13 protein-coding genes and 1 tRNA gene are annotated in these 12682 nt (G+C 62.7%); 7 read left to right on the top strand and 7 right to left on the bottom strand.

All coding sequences use genetic code 11. The features are described 5' to 3' along the window. Positions 1 to 94 precede the first annotated feature (94 nt). The 4 genes from AC0L2K_RS10690 to msrB all read left to right on the top strand — a co-directional run bounded on the left by AC0L2K_RS10690 (position 95) and on the right by msrB (position 2833). Positions 95 to 634: a sigma-70 family RNA polymerase sigma factor gene (locus tag AC0L2K_RS10690; protein ID WP_128175774.1), complete on the top strand. Its 540-nt coding sequence runs from the start codon at positions 95 to 97 to the stop codon at positions 632 to 634. Beyond that, positions 631 to 1329, top strand: a complete 699-nt coding sequence (locus AC0L2K_RS10695) for an anti-sigma factor (RefSeq protein WP_473531314.1) — start codon at positions 631 to 633, stop codon at positions 1327 to 1329. Before AC0L2K_RS10690 ends, AC0L2K_RS10695 begins: the two co-directional genes overlap by 4 nt. A gap of 233 nt (positions 1330 to 1562) precedes the next feature. Next, a complete protein-coding gene (locus tag AC0L2K_RS10700) occupies positions 1563 to 2120 on the top strand; it encodes a fasciclin domain-containing protein (protein WP_473531315.1) in 558 nt (185 codons plus the stop codon). A gap of 212 nt (positions 2121 to 2332) precedes the next feature. After that, positions 2333 to 2833: a peptide-methionine (R)-S-oxide reductase MsrB gene (msrB, locus tag AC0L2K_RS10705; RefSeq protein ID WP_473531316.1), complete on the top strand. Its 501-nt coding sequence runs from the start codon at positions 2333 to 2335 to the stop codon at positions 2831 to 2833. A gap of 136 nt (positions 2834 to 2969) precedes the next feature. Here the strand turns inward: msrB and AC0L2K_RS10710 are convergent, their stop codons facing one another. Both AC0L2K_RS10710 and AC0L2K_RS10715 read right to left on the bottom strand, forming a co-directional pair. Further along, entirely contained in the window at positions 2970 to 4502 is a 1533-nt protein-coding gene (locus tag AC0L2K_RS10710; RefSeq protein ID WP_473531430.1) for a DHA2 family efflux MFS transporter permease subunit, read from the bottom strand. Positions 4503 to 4584: 82 nt separating this feature from the next. Beyond that, on the bottom strand, positions 4585 to 5766 hold the full coding sequence (locus tag AC0L2K_RS10715; RefSeq protein ID WP_128175782.1) for an HlyD family secretion protein: 1182 nt from the start codon (positions 5764 to 5766) through the stop codon (positions 4585 to 4587). A gap of 141 nt (positions 5767 to 5907) precedes the next feature. Here AC0L2K_RS10715 and AC0L2K_RS10720 point away from each other — a divergent pair, with 141 nt between their 5' ends. Next, entirely contained in the window at positions 5908 to 6627 is a 720-nt protein-coding gene (locus AC0L2K_RS10720; protein ID WP_287173293.1) for a TetR/AcrR family transcriptional regulator, read from the top strand. A gap of 99 nt (positions 6628 to 6726) precedes the next feature. On the opposite strand, the gene yihA is transcribed toward AC0L2K_RS10720, so the two are convergent. The 5 genes from yihA to rpmH all read right to left on the bottom strand — a co-directional run bounded on the left by yihA (position 6727) and on the right by rpmH (position 10555). Beyond that, positions 6727 to 7386, bottom strand: a complete 660-nt coding sequence (gene yihA, locus AC0L2K_RS10725) for a ribosome biogenesis GTP-binding protein YihA/YsxC (RefSeq protein WP_287173296.1) — start codon at positions 7384 to 7386, stop codon at positions 6727 to 6729. After that, positions 7383 to 8021, bottom strand: a complete 639-nt coding sequence (locus AC0L2K_RS10730) for a CatB-related O-acetyltransferase (protein WP_473531317.1) — start codon at positions 8019 to 8021, stop codon at positions 7383 to 7385. The genes yihA and AC0L2K_RS10730 overlap by 4 nt, the downstream gene beginning before the upstream one ends. 192 nt (positions 8022 to 8213) lie before the next feature. Beyond that, entirely contained in the window at positions 8214 to 10037 is a 1824-nt protein-coding gene (gene yidC, locus AC0L2K_RS10735; RefSeq protein ID WP_023801589.1) for a membrane protein insertase YidC, read from the bottom strand. Positions 10038 to 10050: 13 nt separating this feature from the next. Beyond that, positions 10051 to 10404 carry a ribonuclease P protein component gene (rnpA, locus tag AC0L2K_RS10740; RefSeq protein WP_023801590.1) on the bottom strand — a complete coding sequence of 118 codons (354 nt, stop codon included), beginning with the start codon at positions 10402 to 10404 and terminating at the stop codon, positions 10051 to 10053. 16 nt (positions 10405 to 10420) lie between these two features. Further along, positions 10421 to 10555: a 50S ribosomal protein L34 gene (rpmH, locus tag AC0L2K_RS10745; protein ID WP_008833937.1), complete on the bottom strand. Its 135-nt coding sequence runs from the start codon at positions 10553 to 10555 to the stop codon at positions 10421 to 10423. 315 nt (positions 10556 to 10870) lie between these two features. Here rpmH and AC0L2K_RS10750 point away from each other — a divergent pair, with 315 nt between their 5' ends. Both AC0L2K_RS10750 and AC0L2K_RS10755 read left to right on the top strand, forming a co-directional pair. Beyond that, positions 10871 to 12358 carry an ATP-binding protein gene (locus AC0L2K_RS10750; protein ID WP_128244644.1) on the top strand — a complete coding sequence of 496 codons (1488 nt, stop codon included), beginning with the start codon at positions 10871 to 10873 and terminating at the stop codon, positions 12356 to 12358. Between the two features lie 150 nt (positions 12359 to 12508). Next, positions 12509 to 12585 (top strand) — tRNA-Arg (locus AC0L2K_RS10755). Positions 12586 to 12682: the final 97 nt, after the last annotated feature.

Consider the following 12682-nt stretch of genomic DNA (forward strand, 5'->3'; position numbering starts at 1 on the left):
CGGTGCACAGGAACGCTTCCGCCGTTGCAATACATTGCAGTGGAATGATCTGGGGCAATTGCCTAATTTGGGCAATTGCTTAATTTGGCAGCCGATGACGCCGCAGGACATCAGCGACCTGATCGTCCGGACTTCGATGAAGGACCGGGCTGCGTTCGATCTGCTCTACCGGCAGACCAGCGCGAAACTTTTCGGCGTCTGCCTTCGTGTATTGAAGGACCGGGGAGAGGCAGAAGAGGCGCTGCAGGAGGTCTTCGTCAAGATATGGACGAAGGCCGACCGTTTCGCCGTCTCGGAGCTAAGCCCGATTTCCTGGCTGGTGGCCATTGCGCGCAATCACGCGATCGATCGGATAAGGGCGCGGCGAGAGCCTGTCGCCTATATCGACGCTGCGCTCGACGTCGCCGATCCGGCGCCGGGACCGGAGGCTGCGGCTGTTGCGGGCGGTGAATCCGGGCGCATCTATCGTTGTCTCGACGAATTGGAAAAGGACCGGGCGGCGGCCGTCCGGGGCGCTTATCTGGACGGCGAAAGCTATGCCGAACTGGCGGCGCGCCATGACGTGCCGCTGAACACGATGCGAACCTGGCTGCGGCGCAGCCTGTTGAAGCTCAGAGAGTGTCTTGAAAGATGACGCTGGCAGAGGATGACGGACCGGAATCTGGGGGCGACGACCTGTTTGCCGCCGAATACGTTCTTGGCGTCCTGGCCGCGGACGAACGCGAGATTGCGTCACGCCGCGTCGACGCGGACGCCGCTTTCGCGCACCTTGTCGATGCCTGGGAGGCGCGTCTTTCGCCGATGGCCGACGCCTATCCGGAGACAGAGCCGCCGATCAGGGTCAAGGAGGCATTGGATCGCCGGCTGTTCGTCGCAGAGCCTCGCGCCGGCCTCTGGTCAAGCCTTGCCTTCTGGCGCGGTCTTGCAGCCGCTTCCGTCGCGGCGTTGGCGATCTATATCGCCGAGCCTTACCTCAACCCGCCGGCCGAGCCGCCGCGGCTCATCGCCTCGCTGGCTGCCGATGGCAGCGACGTCAGATACCTCGCCGTCTATGATGCCGCCCGTCGCGAGGTCGGCCTGTCGCATGTCTCCGGCGAGCGCGCCGCCGGCAAGGATTTCGAGCTTTGGATGATCGAGGGCAAGAATGCGCCGGTCTCTATGGGCGTCATCCCGGCCGGCCAGACCGCGCGTATGACCATCTCCCCGGCCGTGCAGGAAAAACTTGCGCAAGGCGCCGTGCTTGCGGTCAGCCTTGAACCGACCGGCGGTTCGCCGACCGGCCAGCCGACCGGCCCTGTGGTCGCTGCGGGCGATCTGAAGAGCATCTGATCGCCCCTGTCTGCAAATCCCCTGTCTGCCGGTTTTCGAGAAGATTTTAAGACTATCGCCTGTGGGGACTTCATCGTGGAAGCATGCAGGCTGCAAGAGTCCTGCCATGAAAATCATGCTCGCCGTTATAAAAAATAAAATTTTCTCCTGAACGGGCGAAACTCGGGCATTTATCCCCCCGTATCTCCTTGCGTCCCAAAGAGGGAAAGAAATAAACTGAGGAGATAGAAATAATGCGTAAGTTCGCCACCATTTTGCTTGCCGGAACGGTCGCCGTCTCCGCGCTTGCCACCGCCGCCTATGCCGAAAATCCGATGGTCGGCGGCGCCGCCATGTATGCCACCAGGAACATCGTCGAGAACGCCGTCAATTCGAAGGATCACACGACGCTGGTCGCGGCCGTCAAGGCCGGCGGTCTCGTCGACACGCTGCAGAGTGCCGGTCCCTTCACCGTGTTCGCGCCGACCAACGAGGCCTTTGCCGCCCTTCCGGCCGGCACCGTCGATACATTGCTCAAGCCCGAAAACAAGGACAAGCTGGTCAAGATCCTGACCTGCCACGTCATCGGTGCCAAGGCGATGGCCGCCGACGTTGCCAAGATGGCCATGGACGATGGTGGCGCGCACAGGGTCAAGACGGTTGGCGGCTGCGAGGTGTCGCTCAAGGCCGAAAACGGCAAGGTCACCGCGACCGACGAGAACGGCAATGTCGCCAATGTGACCGTCGCCGATGTCGAGCAGTCGAACGGCGTCATCCACGTCATCGACAAGGTTCTCCTGCCGAAGATGTAACGAAGCGGGAGTCGCCAGCGAACATATGGCTGAGGCTCCATGCCCGACTGCGCGGATTTCCGCTTGCGTGACCCGCGCAATCGACAGGCGTACACTCCGCACCGTCCGCTCCAGGCAGGTGCGGAGTGCCCGTTGTCGGGAGCTGGCCGTCACAGGCTTTTGATTTCCATGTGACGGTCGAATTTGGCAAACGGACAGAAGGAGGAATGGTGATGATCCGGCGCGACTTTCTTTGGGGTGGTGCTGCTGTGGCATTGCTGGCAGGCACGGCAGCAGCGCTGCGCATCGGCAGGCCGCAGGACGCACACGCGACCGAAACCTTCGAAGTCACCAAGACCGAGGGCGAGTGGCGCGCCATCCTGTCCGACGCGGCTTTCAACGTGCTGCGCAGGGAAGGCACCGAATATCCCGGCACCAGCCCGCTGCTCAATGAACATCGCAAGGGCATCTTCGCCTGCGCCGGCTGCGACCTGCCGCTCTATTCCTCCGAAACCAAGTTCGATTCCGGCACCGGCTGGCCGAGCTTCTGGCAGGAGATTCCCAACGCCATCGGCATGACCGTGGACAGGTCGCTGGGCATGACCCGGACCGAGGTCCACTGCCGCCGTTGCGGCGGTCATCTCGGCCATGTCTTCGACGACGGCCCGCCGCCGACTGGCCTGCGTCATTGCATCAACGGCGTCGCCTTGACCTTCAAGCCGGCCACGGCCTGACCTAAAGCGCTCGCGTTTGACCGGCCTCACGCGACGCGCTTTAGGTTGTTGTCTTATGCATATCGCAAAACCGCTGCGCACTTTTGCGCGACATGCATGAGAGCGCCGCGTCCTTTGGGGGCGCAAAATTGCGCGGTCAGTGTCCGCCGCCTCCGCCCGCCGGCTCGGCCGGCTTGCGGATGACCATGGTGAAGATCGCCAGCGTGGCGAACAGCGCCGTCAACAGATAGAACACGTCCATGAAGGACAGCAGCGAAGCCTGCTGCTGGACCATGCCGGACAGTTTGGAGATCGCCGCCTTGGAGGCGTCGAGGCCGGCATTCTGCTGGAAGTCGAGCGTCATGTTCTGCAGCCTGGTCTGCGTCTCGGCGCTGCCCCATTGCACATGCTCGGCCAGCCTTGCGTAGTGGAAGGCGCTGCGATCGATCAGCACGGTGTTGATGACGGCAAGGCCGACGGCGCCACCGAGATTGCGGGTGAGGTTGAATAGACCGGATGCATTCTTAAGCCGGTCAGGCGGCAGCGTTCCAAGCGCGATGTTGTTGATCGGCACCATGCACAGCATCATCGAGGCGCCGCGCAGGATCTGCGGTAGCAAAAGCTCCCAGAAATCCCAGTCTGCGGTCAGATAGGTCATCCGCCAGGTGCCGGCAGCGAAGCCGAAGAAGCCGATCATCATCATCAGCCGCGGATCCATCTTGCGCGACAGGATGCCGGAAATCGGCGCTGTGACGAACATCGCCAGGCCGCTGACGAACAGCGCCTCGCCGATCATCAGGGAGTCGTAGCCGCGGATGCGCCCCAGATACACCGGATAGAGATAGGTCAGGCCGTAGAGGCCGATGCCGATGACGAAGGAGAACAGCGAGCCGAAAGCGAAGTTGACGTTGGCGAAGGCCTTCAGGTCGACGATCGGCTCCTCGGCAGTGAAGGCGCGCCAGAAGAACAGCACCGCGCCGGCCGTCATCAGGATGGCGCAGATGAACACGGCCTGGTCCTGAAGCCAGTCGTTGTTGGGACCTTCCTCGAGCACAAATTCCAGCGAGCCGAGGAAAGCCGCCATGCCGGCGAGGCCCCACCAGTCGAACTTGCGGAACAGGCTGAGATTGGGCTTGTCGAAGTCGATCAGCGACCATGCGGCTGCGGTCACCATGATGCCGGGCACCACATTGATCAGGAACAGCCAGTGCCAGGACATGGCATGGCTGATATAGCCGCCGACAGTCGGGCCGATGGTCGGCGCCAGCGTCGCCACCAGGCCGATCATCGGCGACACCATGGCACGGCGCGACGGCGGGAAGATGGTGAACGCGGCAGCGAACACGCTTGGGATCATGCCGCCGCCGATAAAACCCTGGACGGCGCGGTAGACGATCATCTGGTCGATGTTGGTGGCGGTCGCCGCCAGCGCGCTCGCGGCGGTGAAGCCGGCCGCGGAGACGGTGAACAGCACACGCGTCGACAGCATCCGGCTGAGAAAACCGGACAGCGGGATCATGATGACTTCGGCGATGAGATAGGCGGTCTGCACCCACGGAATTTCGTCGGAGCTGGCGCTCAAGCCGGCCTGAATCTCGGCCAGCGAGGCCGAAACGATCTGGATGTCGAGGATCGCCATGAACATGCCGAACACCATCGCCAGGAAGGCGATGATGCGGCGTGTGGGAATGGTATCAGGCGTAGCCGGCCTCGCCGGCGGCGATCCTGCTGTCGAGGTTGCGGTTGCCACGGCATTGCTCCCAAGCGGCCGCTCAGTTCGACGCCGAAGGTGCGGTGCGGCTGTCGACGGCGACGACGACGCTGAGGCCGGCGCGCAGCTTGCCTGTCTTCAGCACATCCGCCGGCACGTCGATGCGAACCGGGACGCGCTGCACGACCTTGGTGAAGTTGCCGGTGGCGTTTTCCGGCGGCAGCAGCGAGAACACCGCGCCGGATGCCGGCGCCAGCGACGAGACGGTGCCTTCGAAATCCTGGCCGTCGATCGCGTCGACCGAAATCCTGACCTTTTCACCAGGCACCAGCCGGGCAAGCTGGGTCTCCTTGAAATTGGCGACGATATAGAGCTTGTCCATCGGCACGATGACGGCGAGCTTCTGTCCGGGGCTGATCAGGTCGCCCTGCTCGACCGAGCGGTTGCCGACGACACCGTCATAGGGCGCGCGCAGCACGGTGAAGGACAGGTCGCGTGCGGCCTTGTCCCTGGCAAGCTGCAGCGACGCCAGCGTGCTTGCCGTCTCCGCGCGCTGCGCTTGGAGCACACCGATATTGGCCTCAGCCGCCGCGATCTGGGCGTCGGCACCGACAAGGGCGGCATTGGCCTGCTCGACCGCGGTCTGGGCATCGTCCAGTTGGGCCTGGGTGCCGACATGTGTCTTGAGCAATTGGGCGGCGCGCGCTTGGACACGCGCCGCATTGGCGGCGGCGGCCTGGTCGGCGGTCTTCTGCGCCTGCGCCTGCTCGAGCGAGGCGCGCGCCGCCTCGGTCTGGGCGTCGATACGATCGAGCGTCTTGCTCAAGGTGGCGATCTGCGCCTCGGCCTGGGCGACCGCTATTTTGTAGTCGCCATTGTCGACGACCAGCAGCGGGTCGCCGGCCTTGACCTGCTGGTTCTCGGTCACCTTGACCTGATCGACATAGCCGGAAATTTTCGGCGAAATGAACGCCATGTCGGCCTGCACATAGGCGTCGTCGGTGGAGATCATGAAACGCCCGTCGGTCCAGTAATCATAGCCATACCAGGCGCCTGCGCCCAGCAAGCCAAGCGCAATGATCGGCAACAGAAAGGAGCGTGCCGAGCGTTTCTTTTTGGCCGGCGCCTCGGCCGGAGGGCTTGTTGCGGGCTCGGTCGGTGGGTTCGGCGCTTCGATTGCCGGCGCAACCTTGGCGTTGGGGAAGGGACGGACTTCGGCGGTTGGGGTCGCGTTCGAGGACATGGCATCTCTCTTGGCATCGCTAGAAACCGGGCATCAGACTGAACCGTTCGGTTCGATGTTGACGTTGACTTAGCGCGGTGAGAGGCCCATATCAAGGATGATCGAACCGATCGGTTCGAATTTTTTTCGAGGTGTGACGTTATGACCGAGCCCGACAAGGACCAGTGCGATCCGCTGGATGGCCTGCGTCGCGGCCGCCCGGCGGCGGGACAGGACCCGGTCAAGCGCAGCCAGATCATCGAGGGCGCACGTCGTGTCTTCATCGACAAGGGCTTCGAAGCGGCGTCGATGAACGACATCACCCGTGAGGCCGGCGTTTCCAAGGGCACGATCTATGTCTACTTCGCCAACAAGGAAGAGCTGTTCGAGGCGCTGATCGAGGAAGAGCGCGGCACGATCTTCAAGAATATGTACGATCTGCTCGACCGCGCCGACGACCTTCGCGAGACGCTGGTGAAGTTCGGCAAGGTGCTGTCCCTCAAGATCACCTCGGCCAAGGTGGTCCAGGCGCAGCGCACCGTGATCGGCGCGTCCGACAGGATGCCCGAACTTGGTGCGCGTTTTTACGAACGCGGCCCGAAACGCGGCCACGACAAGGTCGTTGCTTTTCTCAACGCCGCCATCGAGCGCGGCCTGCTCGAGATCGACGATGTCGATCTTGCCGCCTATCAGTTCACCGAACTGTGCCTGGCGGGTCTTTTCCGTCAGTGCATATTCGCCTACCGCACCAAAGCCCCGAGCCAGGATGAAATCGACCACATCGTCAGGTCGGGCGTCGGCATGTTCCTGAAGGCTTACGGCACCGAAAGGCTTGTCACGGAAGAAAGCACCCAGACGATCGCCCTGGAGGCAAAGTCCTAGAGCATTTTGCAGCCAAGTGGAATCACTTGGCGTCGCAGAAATGCGGCTAAAAACAAATAGATAGAGCGGGATGCCAGTTCAATTTGAACGCATCCCGCTCTAGCCGCCATTGGCCGCTAGCACGATCGCCGCGCGCAATTCCTCGAGTCCCTCGTTCTTTTCCGACGACGTGGCGAGGACGAACGGAAACGCGGCCGGCCGCTTCTTGATCTTCTGCAGTGTCTCTTCGATCAATCGCGGCACGCCGGCCGCCTTGATCTTGTCGGTCTTGGTCAGCACGATCTGATAGGACACCGCCGCCTTGTCGAGCAGCGACAGCACTTCGTCGTCCTTGGCCTTGATGCCGTGGCGGGCGTCGATCAGCACGTAGACGCGCTTCAGCGTGACGCGGCCCTTGAGATAGTCGAAGACGAGTTTCGTCCAGTCGTCGACCTTTTCCTTGGGCGCGGTGGCGTAGCCGTAGCCCGGCATGTCGACCAGCGCCATCGGCGGCAGGTCGGCGCCTTCGCCGGAAAACCCGCCCGGAACGAAATAGTTGAGTTCCTGCGTCCGCCCTGGCGTATTGGACGTGCGCGCCAGTCCCTTCTGATTGACCAGCGCGTTGATCAGCGACGATTTGCCGACATTCGAGCGGCCGGCAAAGGCGATCTCCGGCGGTCCTTCCGGCGGCAGGAACTTCATCGCCGGCACGCCGCGGATAAAGATCCACGGCCGCGTGAACAGCTCGATGCCGATCACGGACTTGTTAAACGCGTTCAAACCGCTGCCTCCAGAACAGAAATATCGGCGCCACGAATGGCATTGAGGTTGCGGCTGATCTTTTCCACCGGCCAATCCCACCACGCCGCCGCCAAAAGCCGCCGGATGGTCCTGTCGTCGAAACGCATCTTCACCACCTTGGCCGCATTGCCGGCGACGATCGCATAGGGCGCCACGTCATGCGTCACCACCGACTTTGCCGCAACGATGGCGCCATCGCCGATCGCCACGCCGGGCAGGATCGCCGCTTCCATGCCGATCCATACATCATTGCCGATCACTGTGTCGCCGCGCAATTCCTTCGACCAGGTCGCCGGATCGAAACCCTCTTCCCAGCCATGACCGAAGATGTTGAACGGATAGGTCGAAAAGCCGGACATGGCATGATTGGCGCCGTTCATGATGAAGCGCGCGCCCTCGGCGATGGCGCAGAACTTGCCGATGATCAGCCGGTCGCCGAGGAATGGATAGTGATGCAGCACGCATCGCTCGGCGAATTTGTCCGGCCCGTCCGGATCGTCATAATAGGTGAAGTCGCCGATCTCGATGTTCGGCGCGGTGACCAGCCCCTTCAGGAAGCCGGCGCGGCTATGCATCGGGATCGGGTGCTTGATGTTGGGGTTGGGTCCGATCATGGTCTGGCTCCATCGACGAAACAACAGGTCAAAATAGTGCGATGCGCCCGGCAGCACCAACCGCGTGCGCAGCGGATCATCCTTACCTGTTCATCGACGCAGCGCTCCTGAAACGACAGCGGAGCTTATAGGTCGCGGCGGCGTCTACCGCCGCGCCGGGGCTTCCTGGATTCGGCAGAAAGGCAGCGCCGGCTATTCCGCCGGCGACGGTTTCTTCCGGAACAGCGCGACCAGATTGTCCCACAATTCGATCTTGGCGCCCTGCCGCTTCATGATCACGCCTTGCTGGATGATCGAAAGCAGATTGTTCCAGGCCCAGTAGATGACGAGGCCGGCCGGAAAACCCGCCATCATGAACGTGAAGACCACCGGCATCCAGGTGAAGATCATGGCCTGCGTCGGGTCCGGCGGCGTCGGGTTCATGCGCATCTGCAGGAACATGGTCAGGCCCATGATCAGCGGCCAAACGCCGATCATCAACATGTCCGGCAGAGCGATCGGAATGAGGCCGAACAGGTTGAAGATCGAGGTCGGATCGGGCGCCGCCAGATCCTGGATCCAGCCGAAGAACGGTGCGTGCCGCATCTCGATGGTGATGTAGAGCACCTTGTAGAGCGCAAAGAAGACCGGGATCTGCAGCGCCACCGGCCAGCAGCCGGCGAGCGGATTGATCTTCTCGGTCTTGTAGAGCTCCATCATCGCCTGTTGCTGCTTCATCTTGTCGTCCGCGTATTTCTCGCGGATCTCGAGCATCTTGGGCTGCACCTTCTTCATGTTCGCCATCGACGCGTAGGACTTGTTGGCGAGCGGATAGAAGGCGGCCTTGACGACGACGGTGGTGGCCAGGATGGCCAGGCCGAAATTGCCGAAGAATTTGTACATCGTGTCGATCAGATAGAACATCGGCTTGGTGATCCAGATGAACCATCCCCAGTCGATCAAACGGTCGAACAGCCTGATGTTGCGGTCTTCCGCATAGGCGTTGACCTTGGCCACTTCCTTGGCGCCGGCGAAGATTTCGCTCTCGACTGTCGCCGACTGACCGGCATCGACGGTGATCGGGTCGGTGAGGAAGTCGGCCTGGTAGCGCGGGCGGCCGTCCTCGAAATAGGCGTAACGCGGCTGGAACTGCTGCTTCTCGGTCGGCACCAGCGTCACCGCCCAGTATTTGTCGGTGATGCCCAGCCAGCCATCGGTCGACTTGCTCGGCGTGAACTGCTTGTCCTCCTCGATCGACGAATATGTGTGTTCCTGCAGGCCTTCCGTGCCGGTGACGCCGATCAGCCCCTCATGCAGCACATAGATGCTGGCAACGGCAGGCTTGTCGAAGCGGGTGACACGGCCGTAATTCGACAGGGTAACGGCGGCCGACCCCGAATTCTGCACCGTGTCCGACACCGTGAACATGTAGTCGCCGTCGACGGAGAAGGTGCGCTTGAAGGTCAGGCCCTTGTCGTTGGTGAAGCTCAGTGTGACCGGGGTCGCCGGCGTCAGCGTCGCATTGCCGTCGACGGTCCACACGGTTTCCGGGCCCGGCACCGTGCCGGTCTTGTCGCTGCCGATAAAGCCGATCTCGGCATAGTAGCCCGTAGGCAGCGCTGCCGGGTTGAGCAGTTCGATCTCGGGCGAGTTCTTGTCGACCGTCAGCCTGTAGTGCTTGAGCTTGAGGTCGTCGAGACGGGCGCCGGCGAGATTGATCGAGCCCTCCAGGCTCGGCGTGTCGATCCTGACGCGCTTCGTCGACGCCAGCGCCTGCTCGCGGCTGGCCAGCGTCGTGCCGTCAGTTCCAGGTGCATTGGGTGCATTGGGAATGGCGCCTTGCTGCGGCACCGGCGTGTCGCTGCCGCCCGGACTGGCGGCTTCGGCCGCCTTCTTCTGCTCCGCTAGCCGCTGCTCTTCGATACGGGCCGCCTCGCGTTGCGCCTCGCTGTGCGGCAGCACGTAAAAATACTGCCAAAGCGACAGGATCAGCACCGACAGCGCGATGGTGATGAAGAAGTTCCGGTTGTTTTCCATCGAAAGCCTTGGCCTATCGTGTTCCGCGCAGTCGGCGTGAGAGTTCGGCCTTCAACTGGCCGAACGGAATGGCAAGCACATCTTCGCGCCCGACGATGACATAGTCATTGCCTGGCTTCATGTCACCCGCGGCATGCGTGCGCACGGCTTCTCTCAGCCGCCGGCGGATGCGGTTGCGGACGACTGCGTTGCCGACCTTCTTGGTGACCGTGTAGCCGACGCGAGGCGCCTCTGCGTCGCTGCGGTCGAGAACCTCGACGAGAAAAAGCCGCCCGCGGCGCTTTTCGCCACGCCGGACGGCCAGGAATTCCGCGCGCTTCAGAAGCCGCTTGGGATGTGCTCCCACTGGCTTGCCGGTTGCGGGCAACGATCTCGTCTTCCGTTCAGGCGCTGAGCCGCTTGCGGCCGCGGTTGCGGCGGGCTGCGACGACGCCACGACCACCCTTGGTGGCCATGCGGGCACGAAAACCGTGCCGGCGTTTGCGGACGAGTTTGGACGGTTGGTAGGTACGCTTCATTTGTTTTAATACCGCGGGGTGCGGCCCTTCTTGATTCTGTCACTCTGTAACAGGAGCTTTGCCCGGCCGGCTTTGGCGCGATCGAAACCGCGCCGGGACGAATGGCCCGAGCGTGAGCGGGCTTATAGAAAGAAGGGTTTTGGAAGTCAATCCGGGGCCGACACCGGCCCCGACATTCCGGCGTCTCGGGCCAACGGCTGGCGTGTGGCCGAGGTCTGGGCGGTCTTATCCCTCATTGGGACGAAGGATGAAATTGGCAAAAAAGCCGCAATAGCCTAATCTTGGCCGATCAAGTGATCGTGAAGAAAAAGCAGCATGAGTGAAATCCCATCCGCGGACGAAAGCACCGATCGGGCGACCGCAGCCGCCCGCAGGGTGCCGTTGTCGCGTGGATTGTCGACAAAGCTCCTGCTGCTCACCATCGTCTTCGTGCTCCTGGCCGAGGTCCTCATCTTTCTGCCCTGGATCGCCAGCTACCGGCTGAGCTGGCTGAAAGAGAGGCTGAGCACCGCCGCGGCCGTCTCGATCGTGCTGGTGCAGGGAGAGCCCGCCTCCCTGTCGCGCGCTGCCCAGAACGATGTGCTGATGGCGATCGGCGCCAAGGCGATCGCCGTGCGCGACGGCGGTGTCTCGCGGCTTCTGGTGGTGGCTGAGATGCCGCCGCACGTCGACGAGCATATCGACATTGCCAATGTCGGCCTGATCGAGGGCATGACCGGCGCCCTGGACACGCTGTTGTTCGGCGGCGAGCGGATGCTGCGCGTTTTCGGGCCGGTCGGCGACAGCGACAAGGAATTCGAGCTGATCATGCCCGACTACAGCCTGCGCAATGCCATGCTCATCTATTCGCGCAACGTCGCCTTCGTCTCGCTGCTGATCTCGCTGTTCACCGCCATGCTGGTCTATGCCGCCATAGACCTGATCATGATCGGCCCGATCCGGACGATGACGCGCTCGATGCTGGCCTTCTCCGAGGCTCCCGACGACCCCGGGCGGATCATCCGCCCTGCTGCCCGCGCCGACGAAATCGGCGTTGCGGAGCGCGAGCTCTCGCAGATGCAGGAGCGGCTGCAAAAGATGCTCTCCGAGCAGAAGCATCTCGCCGACCTTGGCCTCGCGGTATCGAAGATCAACCATGACATGCGCAATATCTTGGCGTCGGCGCAGCTGATGTCGGACCGTCTGCGCCAGGTCAAGGACCCGACCGTGCAGGCCTTCGCGCCAAAACTGCTGCGCGCGCTCGATCGTGCCGTATCCTATTCGGAAGGTGTGCTTGCCTATGGCCGCACCCAGGAGCCGCCGCCCTCGCGCCGCAGGCTCAGGCTGCGCCAGCTGGTCGATGACGTCCACGGCCTGCTCGACACCGAAGGCGGCATAGAATTCGTCAATGCCGTCGAACTGGCTTTCGAGGTCGATGCCGATTCCGATCAGCTTTTTCGCGTGCTCACCAATCTTTGCCGCAACGCCGTCCAGGCGATGGCGGCGGACGCGGAAAGCGCGGTGGTGCGTCGGTTGGAGGTGTCGGCCGAGCGCGTCGGCAGCGTCAGCCGCATCACCGTCACCGACACCGGCCCCGGCCTGCCGCCGAAGGCGCGCGAGAACCTGTTCGCGGCGTTCCGCGGCTCGGCCCGCAGCGGTGGCACCGGCCTTGGCCTGGCCATCGCCCATGAACTGATCCGCGCTCATGGCGGCACGGTGGAGCTCGTCGAAAGCAGAGGCGGCCGCACCACATTCGCGGTCACCATTCCCGACCAGCCGGTCCGGCTCGACCAGGCCCGCAACGGCCTGCGCCGTCCCGCCTGATCCTCGCCCGCCCGGTCCCCGTCAAGGCACAACAGCAAAACTTTTGCCGGATCGGCTTGCTTTTCGGAAATTCAGTCGCTAGGGAACACGTCACATCGCGGCCGGTCGTCAAGGATCGGATCGCGGGCCATTCAAACCATGGCCTGTTGCGCGCCCGTAGCTCAGCTGGATAGAGCACCAGACTACGAATCTGGGGGTCAGGAGTTCGAATCTCTTCGGGCGCGCCAAGTTTTCAACCTATTGAGTTGAAATATTCTTCCGAAGCGTGCACCCGAACAAAAGAGAGAACTGTCTGGGGGCCTGTTTGGCACTATAGGCGACGTC

It is taken from the genome of Mesorhizobium sp. WSM4817 (genome assembly GCF_055811135.1).

What these genes read in the sequence shown, in the direction of transcription:
- AC0L2K_RS10690 (WP_128175774.1), top strand. Translation starts at nt 95, where the DNA reads ATGACGCCGCAGGACATCAGCGACCTGATCGTCCGGACTTCGATGAAG.
- AC0L2K_RS10695 (WP_473531314.1), top strand. Translation starts at nt 631, where the DNA reads ATGACGCTGGCAGAGGATGACGGACCGGAATCTGGGGGCGACGACCTG.
- AC0L2K_RS10700 (WP_473531315.1), top strand. Translation starts at nt 1,563, where the DNA reads ATGCGTAAGTTCGCCACCATTTTGCTTGCCGGAACGGTCGCCGTCTCC.
- msrB (WP_473531316.1), top strand. Translation starts at nt 2,333, where the DNA reads ATGATCCGGCGCGACTTTCTTTGGGGTGGTGCTGCTGTGGCATTGCTG.
- AC0L2K_RS10715 (WP_128175782.1), bottom strand. Translation starts at nt 5,766, where the DNA reads ATGTCCTCGAACGCGACCCCAACCGCCGAAGTCCGTCCCTTCCCCAAC.
- AC0L2K_RS10720 (WP_287173293.1), top strand. Translation starts at nt 5,908, where the DNA reads ATGACCGAGCCCGACAAGGACCAGTGCGATCCGCTGGATGGCCTGCGT.
- AC0L2K_RS10730 (WP_473531317.1), bottom strand. Translation starts at nt 8,021, where the DNA reads ATGATCGGACCCAACCCCAACATCAAGCACCCGATCCCGATGCATAGC.
- yidC (WP_023801589.1), bottom strand. Translation starts at nt 10,037, where the DNA reads ATGGAAAACAACCGGAACTTCTTCATCACCATCGCGCTGTCGGTGCTG.
- rpmH (WP_008833937.1), bottom strand. Translation starts at nt 10,555, where the DNA reads ATGAAGCGTACCTACCAACCGTCCAAACTCGTCCGCAAACGCCGGCAC.
- AC0L2K_RS10750 (WP_128244644.1), top strand. Translation starts at nt 10,871, where the DNA reads ATGAGTGAAATCCCATCCGCGGACGAAAGCACCGATCGGGCGACCGCA.